Origin of the sequence: Streptomyces sp. M-16, from assembly GCF_052114405.1 — a bacterium.
Lineage (GTDB): Bacteria > Actinomycetota > Actinomycetes > Streptomycetales > Streptomycetaceae > Streptomyces.
The window spans coordinates 34,763-48,056 of record NZ_JBFRER010000015.1; the positions used below are offsets into that span (position 1 = coordinate 34,763).

The 13,294-nt window shown below is 72.7% G+C and carries 15 protein-coding genes, 1 tRNA gene and 1 pseudogene; 12 read left to right on the forward strand and 5 right to left on the reverse strand.

Translation table 11 applies throughout. From position 1 onward, the window contains the following. Nucleotides 1-1,353 (forward strand): hypothetical protein, encoded by a 1,353-nt coding sequence (locus AB4039_RS09760; protein ID WP_266840299.1) that lies wholly within the window; start codon nt 1-3, stop codon nt 1,351-1,353. On the opposite strand, the gene AB4039_RS09765 is transcribed toward AB4039_RS09760, so the two are convergent. Together AB4039_RS09765 and AB4039_RS09770 are read right to left on the reverse strand one after the other, a co-directional pair. Next, entirely contained in the window at nt 1,350-2,594 is a 1,245-nt protein-coding gene (locus AB4039_RS09765) for a serine/threonine-protein kinase (protein ID WP_442270512.1), read from the reverse strand. The two genes, AB4039_RS09760 and AB4039_RS09765, sit on opposite strands and share 4 nt — an antisense overlap. Before the next feature lie 38 nt (nt 2,595-2,632). After that, entirely contained in the window at nt 2,633-3,181 is a 549-nt protein-coding gene (locus AB4039_RS09770; protein WP_266840297.1) for a helix-turn-helix domain-containing protein, read from the reverse strand. 161 nt (nt 3,182-3,342) lie between these two features. On the opposite strand from AB4039_RS09770, the gene AB4039_RS09775 reads away from it, so the two are divergent. Next, nucleotides 3,343-3,415, forward strand: a tRNA-Ala gene (locus AB4039_RS09775). Nucleotides 3,416-3,475: 60 nt separating this feature from the next. On the opposite strand, the gene AB4039_RS09780 is transcribed toward AB4039_RS09775, so the two are convergent. Continuing rightward, complete coding sequence (locus AB4039_RS09780) at nt 3,476-4,927, reverse strand: MFS transporter (RefSeq protein WP_442270513.1); 1,452 nt, start codon at nt 4,925-4,927, stop codon at nt 3,476-3,478. A gap of 115 nt (nt 4,928-5,042) precedes the next feature. Between AB4039_RS09780 and AB4039_RS09785 the strand changes: the two genes are divergently transcribed. After that, nucleotides 5,043-5,525, forward strand: a complete 483-nt coding sequence (locus AB4039_RS09785; protein ID WP_442270514.1) for a MarR family winged helix-turn-helix transcriptional regulator — start codon at nt 5,043-5,045, stop codon at nt 5,523-5,525. A gap of 160 nt (nt 5,526-5,685) precedes the next feature. Continuing rightward, the gene (locus tag AB4039_RS09790; protein ID WP_266840295.1) at nt 5,686-6,273 is read left to right on the forward strand and encodes a LysM peptidoglycan-binding domain-containing protein; all 588 of its coding nucleotides are present in this window, start codon (nt 5,686-5,688) and stop codon (nt 6,271-6,273) included. A gap of 86 nt (nt 6,274-6,359) precedes the next feature. On the opposite strand, the gene AB4039_RS09795 is transcribed toward AB4039_RS09790, so the two are convergent. After that, entirely contained in the window at nt 6,360-7,070 is a 711-nt protein-coding gene (locus AB4039_RS09795; RefSeq protein ID WP_266841753.1) for a DUF5324 family protein, read from the reverse strand. 171 nt (nt 7,071-7,241) lie between these two features. On the opposite strand from AB4039_RS09795, the gene AB4039_RS09800 reads away from it, so the two are divergent. Continuing rightward, nucleotides 7,242-7,769, forward strand: a complete 528-nt coding sequence (locus AB4039_RS09800; protein ID WP_442270527.1) for a peptidylprolyl isomerase — start codon at nt 7,242-7,244, stop codon at nt 7,767-7,769. 182 nt (nt 7,770-7,951) lie between these two features. Next, nucleotides 7,952-8,827, forward strand: a complete 876-nt coding sequence (locus AB4039_RS09805; RefSeq protein ID WP_266840292.1) for a rhomboid family intramembrane serine protease — start codon at nt 7,952-7,954, stop codon at nt 8,825-8,827. A 117-nt stretch (nt 8,828-8,944) separates the two neighbouring features. On the opposite strand, the gene crgA is transcribed toward AB4039_RS09805, so the two are convergent. Further along, nucleotides 8,945-9,199, reverse strand: a complete 255-nt coding sequence (gene crgA / locus AB4039_RS09810) for a cell division protein CrgA (protein ID WP_030225155.1) — start codon at nt 9,197-9,199, stop codon at nt 8,945-8,947. A gap of 91 nt (nt 9,200-9,290) precedes the next feature. On the opposite strand from crgA, the gene AB4039_RS09815 reads away from it, so the two are divergent. The 6 genes and pseudogenes from AB4039_RS09815 (at nt 9,291) to AB4039_RS09840 (ending at nt 13,266) form a co-directional block, all read left to right on the forward strand. Beyond that, nucleotides 9,291-10,067: a DUF881 domain-containing protein gene (locus AB4039_RS09815; protein ID WP_266840291.1), complete on the forward strand. Its 777-nt coding sequence runs from the start codon at nt 9,291-9,293 to the stop codon at nt 10,065-10,067. Next, nucleotides 10,036-10,785 (forward strand): class E sortase, encoded by a 750-nt coding sequence (locus AB4039_RS09820; RefSeq protein WP_266840290.1) that lies wholly within the window; start codon nt 10,036-10,038, stop codon nt 10,783-10,785. Before AB4039_RS09815 ends, AB4039_RS09820 begins: the two co-directional genes overlap by 32 nt. Before the next feature lie 91 nt (nt 10,786-10,876). Beyond that, nucleotides 10,877-11,053, forward strand: a complete 177-nt coding sequence (locus tag AB4039_RS09825) for a hypothetical protein (protein ID WP_030225149.1) — start codon at nt 10,877-10,879, stop codon at nt 11,051-11,053. Next, nucleotides 11,050-11,688, forward strand: coding sequence for an aminodeoxychorismate/anthranilate synthase component II (locus tag AB4039_RS09830; protein WP_030225147.1), 639 nt, complete (start codon nt 11,050-11,052; stop codon nt 11,686-11,688). The genes AB4039_RS09825 and AB4039_RS09830 overlap by 4 nt, the downstream gene beginning before the upstream one ends. Nucleotides 11,689-11,717: 29 nt before the next feature. Next, nucleotides 11,718-12,518: pseudogene (locus tag AB4039_RS09835) on the forward strand (class E sortase); the annotation flags it as partial. A gap of 13 nt (nt 12,519-12,531) precedes the next feature. After that, nucleotides 12,532-13,266, forward strand: coding sequence for a class E sortase (locus AB4039_RS09840; protein WP_266840287.1), 735 nt, complete (start codon nt 12,532-12,534; stop codon nt 13,264-13,266). Nucleotides 13,267-13,294 lie beyond the last annotated feature (28 nt).

The window sequence follows — 13,294 nt, forward strand, 5'->3', positions numbered from 1 at the left end:
GTGGACGTGAGCGTGCGGGTGCGGGTGTCCCGGGGACGCGGGGCGGGCGCGGTCGTGCGCCTCGGGCTGGCCGCGGCACTGGTGGCGTTATGGCTGCCGGGGGCCGCCCGCGCGGAGGCCGGGCCCTCCCCGGCCCCGGCCCCGCCGCCGCGCTACCGGGCGGCCGAGGGAGCCCGGCAGGTGGAGGGCAGGCCCTCCACGGCGGACGCCCCGCTGCTGGAGACCGGCGTGGTCTACGAGGACACCGTGGCCCCGGGCGAACGGGTGTACCGGCTCGGTCTCGACGGCGCCTCCACCGTGTACGTCTCCGCGGTGCTGCGCCCGCCCGCCGGGAGCAGGGTCGGGTACTCCGACGGGGTCGAGGTCGAGGTCATGACCAACGCCGGCCGCGCCTGCCCGTACAACCCGGGCCGCGCCTCCTTCGGCAACGACCCGGTCCCGCTCGCGGCGGCGGGCCAGCGGCGGCTGGAGGAGGACTCCGAGTGCCAGGCCCCGGGGACGTACTACGCGAAGGTCACCCGGTCTGCGGCGAAGGACTCCGACCAGGCGGCCTGGCCGGTGGAGCTCCTCGTCCTGCGCGAACCGGCCCCGGCCGCGGGCGGCGCCCCGGTCTCCCCGCCCCCGGTGCTGCCCTCCCCCTCCCCGGCCCTGCCGGGCACGGACCCGGTCCCGCGGACCGGAGGGACCGGCTTCAACGACGCGCGGGCCCTGGGCTCCGGGGTGTGGCGCGACGACCTGAGGCCCGGTCAGACGCGGTTCTACCGGGTCCCGCTGGACTGGGGGCAGCGGCTGGCGGTCGGAGCCGAGATCGCGAAGGCCCGGATGACCCGGCCGTACGGCTCCGCCTCCGACGGGCTCACCGTCTCGCTGTACGCGCCCTACCGGGGACCCGTGGACTCCGGGGACACCTCCTACGACGGGAAGCAGGCCGCCGTGACCCTGCCGGGGACGGTGCCGGTGGCGTACGCCAACCGCTTCTCCGACACGGCGGAGGTCCGGCCGCTGCGGGTGGCCGGCTGGTACTACGTCGCCGTCACCCTGGGCGGGAAGGTGGGGGAGTTCACCGAGGACGCCTCGCCCGTGCCGCTGACCCTACGGGTGGACGTGGGCGGCGTCCGGGCCGCGGAGCCCGCGTACCGGGAGGGACTGGCGGCGGCGGGCTTCGGGGTCGGCGCCGCCGAGCGGGCCGCCGCGAAGGAGGGGCTCACGGTCCCCGAGGCGGCCGCGCGGGAGGAGGACCGCTCCCTGATGCGGACCGTGGCGGGCGCCGGCTTCGGGACGGGGGCGCTGCTGCTGCTCGGGCTCGGCGGCTGGCTCCTGCTGGCCCGGCGCCATTTCGACGAGACGGCTTAGACGCGGGTGAGCGCCCAGGTGCCGACCGCGAAGCAGAGGAGGGCCGCCGAGAGGATCGCGGCGGTGGCCTTGGCGGGGGGCGGGGGGATCCGGCGGCGCGCGGGCGCCACGGGCGCCGGGGCCGGTGTCGGCCCCGCGGGCGCGGGCGCGGGGGAGGACGGGGACGACGGGGGCGCGAGGTGGAAGCCGTCCGTCTCCTCGGGGCCGTAGCCGGGCGGCGGCGGCGGCCCGAAGGCACCGGCGGAGGCACCGGCGGAGGCACCGGCGGCGGGTGGCCCGTGCGAGGTGCTCGGGGAGGGTGTGGGAGCGGGCGTGGGAGCGGGCTCCCGGGAGGGCGCGGGCGCCGCCGCGGAGCGGGGGGCCGAGGGGCCTTCGGGGCCGAAACCGGCGGGGAGCGGACCGAGTTGGTCGAACACCTCCACCGGATCCTCGTCCGGGTCGGGTGACGGTAGCAACCGGGCGGCCTCGGCAAGGGCCTTGCGTGCCCCTGTGGCGGTCCGGAACCGCTTACGAGGGTCCGGGTGCAGGAGGTTCGCGATCACGTCCCACAGGGGCGCCGGGACGCCCTCGGGAGGCCCGGGGATGCCCTGGGCCGGGAACTGCCCCGCCAGCGCGAGGGAATCGGGCTTGCGGCCCTGCACCAGGAACAGCGCGACGAGTCCCGCAGCGAAGAGGTCGACGGGGAAGTCGGGCTCGGCGCCGGTCAGTTGCTCGGGGGCGAAGTAACCCGGGGTGCCGACGACCAGATCGGTCCCGGTGAGCCGCGGCTCGCCCTTGCGCATCGAGATGCCGAAGTCGGACAGCCGCAGGTGCGGCCGCCCGGTTCCGGTGGCCTCCAGCAGGATGTTGGCCGGTTTGACGTCGCGGTGGACGACGCTCTCCGCGTGCACCGCCGCCAGCCCCGCCAGGAGCTGGTCGAGCAGCGCGCACACGAACCGGGGCGGCAGGGCCCCGTAGTCACCGATCAGGTGGGCGAGGGAGCCGCCGGCGACGAGGTCCATGGTGAACAGGACCTTGTCGTCGTCCGCCGCCCAGCTGGCCGGGGCCAGCACGTGCGGGTGGTCGATGCGCAGGGCCTGCTCGCGCACGAAGCGCAGCAGGGTGTGGGCGTCGCCGTGCAGGAGGACCTTGGCGGCCACGTACCGGCGGCGGCGGTGGTCCCAGGCCCGCCAGACGGCGCCCGCGCCGCCGCGCCCGATCGGGTCGGCCAGTTCGTACCGGCCGGCGAAGACCTCACCCATCGCTGCGCCCGTCCCCCGTCCCCCGTCACGCGTGCGCGTCAGTTCTGATGGGCCTCGTAGTGGGCCACCGCCTCCGCGGTGCGGCCCGCGCCGTAGACCCTGAGGAACTCTGCCAGTTCCGGATGGCTGGGTGCGAGGGAATCCGCCGCGTCGATGATGTCCCCGGCGGCGGAGACCGATCGCAGCAGCGACTGGATCTCCCGGACGACCCGCTTGACCGTGGGCGCGCCGGAACCCGTCGTCGTCTGGCCGCTGTTGCTGAGGACGGAGCCTCCCTGGGTGTTCTTGATCTCGTCCATCCGGTCGGTGGCCTCGGCCGCGCTGACGCTTCCGTCCGCAACCTGTCCGGCCAGGTCCTGGAGGGCCTGGACCCGCTGGACCACGGCCGGATTGCCGATCTTGGCGCGCTGCCCGCTCATCAGCTGGGACAGCATCGGCGCCGACAGCCCGAGGACGGCAGCGAGGCGGGCCTGGTTCAGACCGAGGTCATCTATGAGCCGTCGGAACAGCGCGCCGAGCGGCTCCCCGTACCAACTGCGCTGCAGCTCCCTGGCTCTGGCCGTGGCCTCTTGCTGTACTGCGTCCACTCTGACTACTCCCCTTCGCTGGTGCGAACCTCGCGAGCATCTTACGGAGCGTGGTCGCGGGGCGGGAGTCCCTATCATTTTGCGGGATGCGGGGGTACACCGGGTACTCTGTGCTGCGGAACGGCCGCTGCCTCACGGGGTACGGTCGCGTCCGGTTGCTCGGGGCCTTAGCTCAGTTGGTAGAGCGCTGCCTTTGCAAGGCAGATGTCAGGAGTTCGAATCTCCTAGGCTCCACATCCAAAGACCCCCTGACCAGCGGAAACGCCGGTCAGGGGGTCTTTTGCGTTACGGGCCTCAGGCGGTGCTGGGACGGCGCAGGAGGGTGGCCGTCACGGCGCCGGCGGTCAGCAGGAGGGTGGCGCCGAGGGCGAAGGCGAGGTGGTAGCCGCCCGTGAGGGATGCGGCCGGGGTGCGGCCGGCCGCGGTCAGGGACCCGGTGCGGGAGGCGGCCAGGGTGGAGAGGACGGCGACGCCGAGGGCCATGCCGATCTGCTGGGTGGTGTTGAAGAGGCCCGACGCCAGGCCGGCGTCCCGCTCGTCGGCGCCGGACATCCCCAGGGCGGTGAGCGCCGGCAGGGCCAGGCCGAAGCCGGACGCCAGCAGCATGACGGGCAGCAGGTCGGCGACGTAGTCCGCGTGCACCGGCAGCCGGGTCAGCAGGCCGAGGCCGGCGGTCAGCAGCCCGAGCCCCGCGAGGAGTACGGCGCGCTCGCCGAAGCGGGCGTTCATGCGGGCCGAGACGCCGAGCGAGACCGCGCCGATGGAGAGGGCGGCGGGCAGCATCGCGAGACCGGTCTCCGCCGCCCCGTAGCCCTGGACCCGCTGGAGGTAGAGGGCGAGCAGAATCTGGAAGGAGAACAGCGCGGCCACCATCAGCATCTGGACCAGGTTCGCGCCGACCACGGTGCGGGAGCGCAGGATCCGGAGCGGCATCAGGGGGACGCGGGCCGTGGCCTGGCGCACGGTGAAGGCGGTGAGCAGGGCCAGGGAGAGGCCGCCGAGGCCGAGGGTGTGCGCGGAGGTCCAGCCGTACGTCTCGACGGTGACGACGGCGTAGATGCCGGTCATCAGTCCGGCGGTGACCAGGACCGCGCCGAGGGCGTCGGCTCCGGCGCGCAGGCCGAGGCCGCGGTCGGAGGGCAGCGCGGGGAGGGCGGCGAGCAGGGCGGCGATGCCGATGGGCAGGTTGATGAAGAAGATCCAGTGCCAGTCCAGGGCGTCGGTGAGGACCCCGCCCAGCACCTGGCCCAGGGAGGCTCCGGCGGCTCCGGTGAAGGAGAAGACGGCGATCGCCCGGGTGCGGTCGCGGGTTCCGGTGAAGAGGGTGACCAGGATCCCGAGGCTGACGGAGGAGGCCATCGCGCTGCCCACGCCTTGGAGGAAGCGGGCGGCGATCAGCAGGGCGGGCGATCCGGCGAGGCCGGCGAGGAGCGAGGCGGCCGTGAAGACCGCGGTGCCCGCCAGGAACATCCGCTTGCGGCCGATCAGGTCGCCGAGGCGGCCGGCGAGGAGCAGCAGGCTGCCGAAGGCGATCAGGTAGGCGTTGACCACCCAGCTGAGGCCGACGGGGGTGAAGCCGAGGTCGTTCTGGATGGCCGGCATGGCCACGGTGACGATGCTGCCGTCCAGGACGGTCATGAGCATGCCGGTGGAGAGCACGGCGAGGGCGGTCCAGCGGGAGCGGAGCCGGGGTGCCCGGGGTGCGGGGGCGGGGGCGGGCGCGGTGGCCTGGAGCGTGGCGGGCATCGGTTTCTCCGGTCGCGGTGAGGCGGCAGGTCGTCGTATCCGGCGACTGGTGTGACCGTAGCAGATGGTTTTGTTGCAGACTATATTTCTCGGATCGAATTGTTAGGCTGAGGTCATGACCGCCATGGCGCCCAACGCGCGGACCGAGCCCGACCTGTCCTTCCTTCTGGACCACACCAGCCACGTCCTGCGCACCCGCATGGCCGCGGCCCTCGGGGAGATCGGGCTGACGGCCCGTATGCACTGCGTCCTCGTGCACGCCCTGGAGGAGGAACGCACGCAGATCCAGCTCGCCGAGATCGGTGACATGGACAAGACGACGATGGTGGTGACCGTCGACGCCCTGGAGAAGGCCGGCCTGGCCGAGCGGCGGCCCTCCGGCACCGACCGCAGGGCCCGGATCATCGCCGTGACCCCGAAGGGCGCCGAGGTCGCCGTCGAGAGCACCCGGATCGTCGACCGGGTGCACGCCGAGGCCCTCGCCCCGCTCCCCCCGGCCGAGCGCGAAGCCCTGCTGCGCACGCTGGGACTGCTCGCCGAGGACGCCCTCGCGATCCCCTCGGGGACCCCCCGCCCCGCTCGCCGCGCCCGCCAGTAGCCGCCCCGGGGCGGCCCGCGCGGACGGCCCGCGGACGGCCCCCGGCCGCCGCCGGAGGTCCCCCGGACGGCTCCGTCACTGGGCCGTTCGGCCCCGGGTGGCGGACAGTGGGGAGAGGCACCGAGCCCAGGGGGCAACACCACGGCGGAGGCGTACGCACATGGGACTCTTCGACTTCCTGAAGTCCGGCAAGAACAAGGAACACGAGGCCGCCGCGAAGGCGAAGGAGCAGGCGGAGCAGCGGGCCGCGGCGGGATCGGCGCCCGCGCCCGGTGGCATGGGCGGCAAGTACACCGACGCCGCGGCGGCCACGAAGGCGGCCGCCGAGCGGATGGCCGCGGCCGCGCCGCCCAAGCCCCCGGCGTCCGGTCCGGCCATGCCCAGCCCGACGTCGGCCGCGCACAAGGCGGTACCGGTGGCACCGAAGCCGCCCATGGCGGGCCCGCCCGGGCCGCCCGTGGCCGCCGCGCCCCGGACGCCCGCGGCGCCGCCGCCCCCGGCGTCCGGTCCGGCCATGCCCAGCCCCACGTCGGCCGCGCACAAGGCGGTGCCCGTCTCGCCCAAGCCGTCGCCGACCGCCAAGAAGCGCATGTACACGGTCAAGCCGGGCGACTCGCTCTCGGCGATCGCCCGCCGCGAGCTCGGCAACGAGGCCCGGTGGCGGGAGCTCTACGCCATGAACAGGACCGTCGTCGGCCCGAACCCCGACATGATCCTGCCGGGCATGGTGCTCACCCTCCCCCAGTAGCCGGACGGCCGTGGCGGCAGGACGCGGAMGGGGCCCGGATCCAGGTGGKGGATCCGGGCCCCTTCCGCGTGCCGGGCCGGGTGCCGTCAGTGCCGCTGGTCCCCGTCGGAGCCGTTCGAGCCGTTCGCGTCCGCCTGGCCCTCGCGCTGCTTCTCCGCCAGTTCGTCGTCGAAGCTGGCAGGTTCGGTGGGGCGGGAGAGCTCGGTGGCCGCGGGGGGCTCCACGAGCCAGTCCGGGTTCGACTGCCGGTCCCACCACTTCCACACCACGAAGGCGGCGCCCGCCACGAGGCCGACGAGCGCGACCCCACGCAGCGTCCGGTGGCAGCGTGCCCGGCGCTGGTGGCGCCGGACCAGCCGGTGCACCTCCTTGGCCGACACCTGGCCGCGCAGGGCGGCCAGCGCCGCCGTCGAGCGGGCCGCGGCCTCCTCGGCGACCGGCGTGGCCGCCGCCACGGCGCTCTCGATGCGGGGCTGCGTGTAGTCGGCGGCCTGCCGCGCCGCACGGCGCGTCTGCTCGATCGCCTGGACCGCCGCCCGGTCGACGGGGGGTGGTACGTGGGCGCGCGCCGCCACCATGCGGGGATGCAGATGGGTGTCGTAGGCCGTGCGCGCGTGGAGCGAGGCCTGGCCGGCCGCGTACGACACCTTCGGCGCCAGCCGCTCGTTCGCCTCGTTCGCGTAGTGCACGGCGGCGTCCCTCGCGGTCTCCGCGTACGGCGCCACCACTTCCGCTGCGTGCCTCATGGTGTCCTTGGCGCTCTCGGCGGCCAGGCGCACGCTGTCCTTGCGGGTCACGGGATCCTCCTCCTCGGTGGCGGACACGGTTCACCTTTCCACCCTTTGTCGGATCATGCCTGCCATAGCGCCGCCGGGCATGCGTGACAGGGCATACGGGTGGAGGATTTCTGCGCGCTGCCCTCCGTGGGAGGATCGGGACCGACAGTGATGACTATGGAAGGCAGACCCGTGGCCGAGAAGCTCTACGCCACCCTGAAGACCAACCACGGCGACATCGAGATCGAGCTGCTGGAGAACTTCGCGCCCAAGACCGTCCGCAACTTCGTGGAGCTGGCCACGGGCGCCCGTGAGTGGACCCGTCCCACCGACGGCCAGAAGACCACCGCTCCGCTCTACGACGGCACCGTCTTCCACCGCGTCATCAGCGGTTTCATGATCCAGGGCGGCGACCCGCTCGGCAACGGCACCGGCGGGCCGGGCTACCGGTTCGCCGACGAGTTCCACCCCGACCTGGCCTTCACCAAGCCCTACCTGCTCGCGATGGCCAACGCCGGCCCGGGCACCAACGGCTCGCAGTTCTTCATCACGGTCGCGCCCACCGCCTGGCTGACCCGCAAGCACACCATCTTCGGCGAGGTGACCGACCCCGCCAGCCAGAAGGTCGTGGACAAGATCGCGGCGGGCGCCACCAACCCGCGCACCGAGCGCCCCCTGGACGACGTGATCATCCAGTCGGTCTCCGTGGAGAAGCGCTGACGACGGGGAAGCGCTGACGACGGAGGAGCGCTGACGACGGAGGAGCGCTGACCGCGTCCCGTCGGCCGGCGCGCCGCCCGCGCGGCCCCGGGAACCTTTGCGCCCCGCCCGTCCGTCCTGGTTGTGTACCCGGACCGGCGGGGCACCTCCCGCGCCGGCCGCGCCGCCGATCGAGGGGACCGATGGACACCGACCGTCTGCCGGGCTGCTACCGCCACCCGGACCGCGACACGGGCATCACCTGCACCCGCTGCGACCGCCCGGTCTGCCCCGAGTGCAGGGTGAGCGCCGCGGTCGGCTTCCAGTGCGTGGAATGCGTCCGCGGGGGTTCCGGCACCGGGCACGCCCCCGCGGCGAATGCCCCGCGCACCCTCGCGGGCGGCCGGGTCGCGGCCGATCCCCAGCTCGTCACCAAGATCCTGATCGGGATCAACGTGGCCGTCCTCCTCGCCACGTACGCCGTACCGGGACTGGCCGTCCAGCTGGAGCTGCTCGGCCGCTACGTCGAGTACTACGGGGCCCCGCTGGAAGGGGTCTCCACCGGTCAGTACCACCGGCTGCTGACCTCGGTGTTCCTGCACGTCGAGTGGTGGCACATCTTCAGCAACATGCTGGCCCTGTGGGTGATCGGCGGCCCGCTGGAGGCCGCCCTGGGGCGGGCCCGCTACCTCGCCCTCTACCTGCTGTCGGGGCTGGGCGGCAGCGCCCTCGTCTACCTGCTGACCGCCCCGAACACGCCGACCCTCGGCGCCTCGGGCGCCATCTGCGGGCTCCTCGGCGCCACCGTGGTCCTCGCCCGCCGGCTGCGCTACGAGATGCGGCCGGTGCTGATCACGCTCGGGCTGATGCTGCTGATCACCTTCGTGCCGCTGGGCGGCAGCCTGTCGGTGTCCTGGCAGGCGCACATCGGGGGCCTGGTGACCGGCGCACTGGTGGCGCTCGCCATGCTGGCTCCCGCCACCGGCAGGAAGCGCATACTGGTACAGGCGGGTGCCTGCGCGGCCGTGTTCCTGGTGGCCGTAGTGCTGATCATGGTCCGGACGGCCGAACTCACCTGATCACACCGGCGTCAACTCTCCACAGAGTTATCCACAGATCTTCTGTCTTTTCCTCAGGTGTGGATGACGCTGTGGATAACTCCTGGGGAGAGCTTGCGCCGCGGCGCTATCCGCGCATTACTTCCACTGCGTGGAGACGCCGAATCCGGCAGCGATAAATCCGAAACCGACCACGATGTTCCAATTGCCCAGGGCCTCGACGGGCAGCTGGGTGTCGGTCACGTAGAAGACGACGATCCACGCGAGACCGATGAGGAAGAACGCCAGCATGACCGGGGCGACCCAGCTGCGGTTCGTCAGCCTGATCGTCTGCGCCTGCTTCGCCGGCGGCGGCGTGTAGTCGTCCTTCTTGCGGATACGTGACTTCGGCACGAGGGGCTCTCCTGTCGATGCGCTGGGGACCTGGCCTGCCCCGGGCGTCCGTTAGCGTAGTGGACCTGTGGCGTTGAAGGAGAAGGGTACGTTGAGCGAATCCGACGACTCCTCCGCGGGTCCCCGTCGCCGGACCTGGGTGGTCCGGCTGCTGACGGCCGCCGTCTTCGCCCTGGCAGGCCTGATCTTCGTCACCAGTTTCAACACGTCCAAGGGTACGAACATCCGGACGGACGCATCGCTCCTGAAGCTGTCCGACCTCATCCACGAGCGCAGCGCCAACAACGCCGAGCTGGAGAAGACCGCCGCGGTCGCGCGCGACCGGGTGGACGCCCTCGCCGAACGCGACGACGGCAGCACCAAGGCCGAGGACGCCAAGCTGGCCGCCCTGCGCACGGCCGCGGGCACCGAGGAGCTCTCCGGCAAGGGTCTGAGCGTCACCCTCAACGACGCGCCGCCGAACGCCACCGCGCGTGTCCCGGGCGTCCCCGAGCCCCAGCCCAACGACCTGGTCATCCACCAGCAGGACCTCCAGGCCGTGGTGAACGCCCTGTGGCAGGGCGGCGCCGAGGGCATCGAGGTCATGGGCCAGCGGCTGATCTCCACCAGCGCGGTGCGTTGCGTGGGCAACACCCTGATCCTCCAGGGCCGGGTCTACTCGCCCCCGTACAAGGTGTCGGCCGTCGGCGACCCGGGCGCGTTGCGCAAGGCCCTCGCGGCCTCCCCCGCCCTGCAGAACTACCAGCTGTACGTCAACGCGTACGGGCTCGGCTGGAAAGTGGACGAGGACAAGAGGCTGACACTGCCGGGGTACTCCGGCACAGTGGACCTCCACTATGCGAAGCCGCTGGAGTCCGCCGCGCCCTGACGTCGTACTGCGCCTGGTGGTACGGACGTTCAGCGAGGTGTGCCTGACGGCGGGGACGCTGATCGTGCTGTTCGTGGCCTACGTGCTGCTGTGGACCGGGGTCAAGGCCGACCGGGCCATGGAGGGCGAACGGGACCGGCTGCGCGAGCGCTGGGCGGCCGGGGCCCCCGCGGCCGCCCCGGCCCCGCGGCCCTCCGAGGCACCCCCGCAGCAGGCCGCGCAGCAGGCCGCGAAGCCGCAGCCCCGCACCGCCGGTGAGGCCTTCGCCGAGATGTACGTGCCCCGCTTCGGCCCGGACTGGAGCAAGCCGGTGCTGGAGGGCACGGACCCCGGCGTGCTGAAGAAGGGTCTCGGCCACTACCCGGGCACGGCCGGCCCCGGGGACGACGGCAACTTCGCCGTGGCCGGGCACCGGCGCACCTACGGAGACCCCTTCAAGGACGTCCCGGAGCTCCGCCCGGGGGACGAGGTGATCGTCCGCGACGCCACCCACCGGTACACGTACACCGTCCGCTCCGAACCGCTGCGCACCCTGCCCACCGAGGTCGCGGTCGTCGACCCGGTGCCCGCGCGGTCCCCCTTCACCGCCGCGGGCAAATACCTGACGCTGACCACCTGCGATCCCGAATGGGGCCACAGCCACCGGCTGGTCGTCTGGGCGGAACTCACCGGAACCGGGCCCGCCGCGCCCGGGGGAACGGAGGGATTGCCCAGGTGACCCCCAACGGCGGGGTCCTGGCCTTTAGGCTGTTGCGGTACCGCCCCCGCGGTGCGTGGAACGATCGTGGACGACGAAGGAAACAGACGGAATGTACGGCTGGATCTGGCGGCACCTGCCGGGCAACGCGTGGGTTCGCGCGCTGATCTCTCTCGTACTGATCCTGGCGGTGGTTTTCGTACTGTTCCAGTACGTATTCCCGTGGGCCGAGCCGCTGCTTCCGTTCAACGACGTGACGGTGGACGAGGGATCGGGAGCGACTCCGTGAGCGCGCGCATTCTGGTTGTCGACAATTACGACAGCTTTGTCTTCAATCTGGTCCAGTACCTCTATCAGCTCGGCGCCGAATGCGAGGTGCTGCGCAACGACGAGGTCGAGCTCGCACACGCGCAGGACGGCTTCGACGGCGTGCTGCTCTCGCCGGGGCCGGGCACGCCGGAGGAGGCGGGCGTCTGCGTCGACATGGTCCGGCACTGCGCGGACACGGGCGTCCCGGTCTTCGGCGTCTGCCTCGGCATGCAGTCCATGGCCGTCGCCTACGGCGGCGTGGTGGGCCGGGCCCCCGAGCTGCTGCACGGCAAGACCTCGCCGGTGGTCCACGAGGGCCTCGGCGTCTTCGCCGGACTGCCCTCGCCCTTCACCGCCACCCGTTACCACTCGCTGGCCGCCGAACCGCTGACCCTGCCGGACGCGCTGGAGGTCACCGCGCGGACCGAGGACGGGATCATCATGGGCCTGCGGCACCGGGAGCACGACGTCGAGGGCGTGCAGTTCCACCCCGAGTCGGTACTGACCGAGTGGGGGCACCGGATGCTCGCGAACTGGCTCGTACGCTGCGGAGACGCCGGAGCGGTCGAGCGGTCGGTGGGACTGGCCCCGGTGGTGGGCAAGGCCGTCGCGTGACGACGGTCGCGCCGTCCGCGCCCACCGAGGGCCGGGCCGCGCGGCGCAAGGCGGACCGGGAGGCCGCGAAGCGCTCGCACGCGCGGGCACGCAAACGGGGAGGGCGGGGACGGCGGCGCGCCCGCCCCCGCTCCGGCGGCCCGGTGGTGGTGCTGAGCCGGGCGGCCGGCGAGCTGTTCATCACGGTGGGCCTGGTGATGCTGTTGTTCGTGACCTACCAGCTCTGGTACACCAACCTGCTCGCCGAACGCACGGCCAACGGGGCCGCCGGCTCGCTGCGGCAGACCTGGGAGCAGGCGCCCGGAGCGGGGACCCCCTCGGCGCCGCCGGCGGCCGCCTTCGAGCCGGGACAGGGCTTCGCGATCCTCCACATCCCCAAGCTGGACCTCAAGGTCCCGGTGGCGGAGGGGATCAGCAAGGCGAAGGTGCTGGACCGGGGCATGGTCGGCCACTACGGCGAGGGCGTGCTCAAGACCGCCATGCCGGCCGACAAGCAGGGCAACTTCGCCGTCGCCGGCCACCGCAACACCCACGGCGAACCGTTCCGCTACATCAACAAGCTCGTGCCGGGCGACCCGATCGTGGTGGAGACGAGGGACGCGTACTACACGTACGAGATGACCTCGGTGCTCCCGCAGACCTCCCCGGCGAACGTCTCGGTGATCAAGCCGGTTCCGGAGGGATCCGGATTCACCGCACCGGGCCGGTACATCACGCTGACGACCTGCACCCCCGAGTTCACGAGCACCTACCGGATGATCGTATGGGGCAGGATGATCGACGAACGCCCGCGCAGCCAGGGCGTTCCGCCCGCGCTGACCAGCCCGTAAGGACGAACCCGCAGTGTCTCGTGCCCGCCGCCGCTCCGCACAGCCGCCTGCCGACCGCAGTGTGATCGCAGGGTTCCTGAGCCTGCTGGGAGAGCTCCTGATCACGGTGGGCCTGGTCCTGGGCCTGTTCGTGGCCTACTCGCTGTGGTGGACCAACGTCCTCGCGGACCGGCAGGCCTCGGCCCGGGGCGACCAGGTCCGCCGGCAGTGGCAGTCGGTCCCCGCGCAGGCCCCGAACGCCCCCGCCCAGCCGGGCGCCCTCGACACCGGGGACGGCATCGGCTTCCTGCACGTGCCGTCGATGAACAACGGCGAGGTGCTGGTCAAGCCGGGCACCGCCCCCGACGTGCTCAACGACGGCGTCGCCGGCTACTACACGGATCCGGTGAAGTCGGCCCTGCCCTGGGACGCCAAGGGCAACTTCGCGCTCGCCGCGCACCGTGACGGGCACGGGGCGAAGTTCCACAACATCGACAAGGTGAAGGACGGCGACGCGGTCGTCTTCGAGACCCGGGACACCTGGTACGTCTACAAGGTCTTCGCCGAGCTGCGCCAGACCTCGAAGTACAACGTGGACGTGATCAACCCGGTCCCGAAGGAATCGGGGAAGACGGCTCCGGGCCGGTACATCACGCTGACGACCTGCACCCCGGTCTACACCTCGAAGTACCGCTACATCGTCTGGGGCGAGCTGGTGCGCACGGAGAAGGTGGACGAGAAGCGCACGCCGCCGGCGGAGCTGCGCTGACCCCGGGGATCCGCGTCCCCGCCGCGAA

Excerpts from the sequence above, each read along its gene's own strand:
- AB4039_RS09765 (WP_442270512.1), bottom strand. The coding sequence starts at position 2,594 with ATGGGTGAGGTCTTCGCCGGCCGGTACGAACTGGCCGACCCGATCGGG.
- AB4039_RS09820 (WP_266840290.1), top strand. The coding sequence starts at position 10,036 with ATGCGAAGCCGCTGGAGTCCGCCGCGCCCTGACGTCGTACTGCGCCTG.
- AB4039_RS09805 (WP_266840292.1), top strand. The coding sequence starts at position 7,952 with ATGGACACCGACCGTCTGCCGGGCTGCTACCGCCACCCGGACCGCGAC.
- AB4039_RS09825 (WP_030225149.1), top strand. The coding sequence starts at position 10,877 with ATGTACGGCTGGATCTGGCGGCACCTGCCGGGCAACGCGTGGGTTCGC.
- AB4039_RS09790 (WP_266840295.1), top strand. The coding sequence starts at position 5,686 with ATGGGACTCTTCGACTTCCTGAAGTCCGGCAAGAACAAGGAACACGAG.
- AB4039_RS09780 (WP_442270513.1), bottom strand. The coding sequence starts at position 4,927 with ATGCCCGCCACGCTCCAGGCCACCGCGCCCGCCCCCGCCCCCGCACCC.
- AB4039_RS09785 (WP_442270514.1), top strand. The coding sequence starts at position 5,043 with ATGACCGCCATGGCGCCCAACGCGCGGACCGAGCCCGACCTGTCCTTC.